The organism is Saccharomonospora halophila 8, from assembly GCF_000383775.1.
Taxonomy (GTDB): Bacteria; Actinomycetota; Actinomycetes; order Mycobacteriales; family Pseudonocardiaceae; genus Saccharomonospora; species Saccharomonospora halophila.
The window spans coordinates 104,489-106,695 of record NZ_KB912566.1; the positions used below are offsets into that span (position 1 = coordinate 104,489).

Sequence of the window (2,207 nt, forward strand, 5' to 3'; positions counted from 1 at the left end):
GGCGGGCCGGGGGGCCTCCCCCCGGCCCGCTCGGGCGTCGCCCGTTCGTGTGTCGGTCTCGCGGCCGGGTGCGTCCGGCGGACCGTCGTCGGGGTCGCCCGGGACTCCGTCGGATCCGGCGGTGAGCTGTGCGGTCATGAGGCGGCCACGCTCGGCCGAGCCCGTGCCCGGCGAATCCGCGTCGGATCCACCGGCGTCATCGGGCACGGGGGTGGGTCTGGTCATGGATCGCCTTCAGCCGCTCGACGGTCACCTGCGTGTAGAGCTGCGTCGTCGCCAGCGTAGCGTGACCGAGCAGCTCCTGTACGCTGCGAAGGTCCGCCCCGCCGTCGAGCAGATGTGTCGCCGCCGTGTGGCGCAGGCCGTGCGGGCCGGTGACCGCGGCACCCGGCACCGGTGTCACCGCGTCACGCACGACCCTCCGGGCGGTCCTGGGATCGAGTCGTCCACCGCGGACACCGAGGAAGAGTGCGTCAGCGGACCGACCGCCCACCAGCTCCGGCCGCCCCTGCCCCAGCCACGTGCGCAGGGCGTGTTCCGCCGGCACGCCGAACGGCACCATCCTCTGCTTCCTCCCCTTTCCCAGCACGCGGACGACCCGCCGACCGGAGTCGACGTCGTCGAGGTCCAGTCCGCACAGTTCCGAGACTCGCACACCTGTGGCGTACAGCAACTCGAGAACCGCATGGTTACGCAGAGCCACGGGGTCGCGGTCGGCGGCCGCGGTCGCGGACGCGCAGAGCACCTCGGCCGTCTGGTCCGTACGGAGGACGGCGGGCAGTGCGCGGTGCGGCACGGGCGCCACCAACCGGGCACCCGGGTCGGTGTCGAGCGTGCCCCGACGATGGGCCCACGCCGTGAACGACCGTGCCGAGGCCGCGCGACGCGCCAGCGTGGTACGACCGAGCCCGTCCGCCCGTTGCCGTGCCAGCCAGGCGCGCAACGTCGGCGTGTCGAGCCCGTCGAGCACGCCCGCGCACCCGTCCGTTCCGGAGTCGGGGCCGGCCTCGGCGTCGACGACGTCCCGTTCGGGCCGCACGTCCACCCCGTGCAGGAAACCCAGGAGCGAGACCACGTCCCCGAGATACGCCCGCACCGTGTGGGGCGATCGGTCACGTTCCGCGCGCAGGTGATGTCCGTACTCGTCGACCAGTCCGGCCGCGGCGGGCGGCAGGGCCCCGCGGATCCGGCGGAGGTCGCGCCGGACACCTCCGGCTCCCCGACCCCCCGGCGTGGTCGGACGTGACGAACCCGATGCGGTCATAGCTTGTACGCTGCGTTACCGGACACCCTCGGTCAAGCATCGCCACACCGGGGTGATCGTTATGAGACGCATCCGGGTTCATGTCGACGCCCTCCCGGGGCCGTCCCGTGTGCGGCGCCAGCCGCTGTCCGTGCGTTCGGCGAGGTCGTCCAGCTCGAGTGCGGGCAGTACGGCCCGCGCCCGGGAGATCCCGACTCCCGCGTCGGCCGCGACGTCCTCGGGACTCCGCCCCCTCCGGGTACTCAGCGCCTCATACACCCGGAGACTCTCCGCGTCCAGCCCGTCGGTGCGGCGACGCGGCCCGGCGTCGCCCGGCGCTGTGGCGCCGTCCAGGACCCCGACCGTCTCGATCAGCTCCGCGACGGAGGAGACCAGGGTCGCGTGCGAGTCCCGGATCAGCCGGTGGCAGCCCACCGACAGCGCCGAGCCGACCGGCCCGGGCACGGCCATGACCACCTTCCCGAGCACGCCGGCCGTGGTCGCGGTGTTGCGGGAACCGCTCCGTCTCCCCGCCTCCACCACCAGGGTCCCGGAGGTCAACGCCGCGAGCAGCCGGTTACGCACGAGGAAGCGGTGCCGGGCGGGCGGCGTGCCGGGCGGATACTCCGAGACGACCGCGCCCCGCTCCGCGATCCGGTTCACCAGTCCGACATGGCCCGCCGGGTACCCGACGTCGAGCGCGCACCCGAGAACCGCGACGGTGTCGCCACCAGCGGCGAGAGCACCCCGGTGGGCCGCACCGTCGATGCCGTACGCGGCGCCCGAGAAGACCGTGATGCCCTCCCCGATCGCGCCGTGGGCGATCTCGGCGGCGGTGTGCTCGCCGTACTCGGTGGCCGCCCGGGCACCGACGACGGCGACGGCGTGGGTGGTCGCGGTATCCAACCGCGCGGGGCCCCGCGTCCACAACGCCAACGGCGGCGCCGTCCCGGCCACCCCCCGG

Annotated in this window: 2 protein-coding genes; both read right to left on the reverse strand. The window is 74.4% G+C overall.

Annotated features, from left to right (window positions below):
- Positions 1–196 precede the first annotated feature (196 nt).
- Positions 197–1,264 (reverse strand): tyrosine recombinase XerC, encoded by a 1,068-nt coding sequence (locus tag SACHA_RS0115670; protein WP_019811238.1) that lies wholly within the window; start codon positions 1,262–1,264, stop codon positions 197–199.
- Positions 1,265–1,342: 78 nt separating this feature from the next.
- On the reverse strand, positions 1,343–2,207 hold an 865-nt coding region (locus tag SACHA_RS22515), incomplete at its 5' end, for a DNA-processing protein DprA (RefSeq protein ID WP_039739283.1).

Bases quoted from the DNA above. Each gene is read 5' to 3' on its own strand.
- SACHA_RS0115670 (WP_019811238.1), bottom strand. From the start codon at position 1,264: ATGACCGCATCGGGTTCGTCACGTCCGACCACGCCGGGGGGTCGGGGA.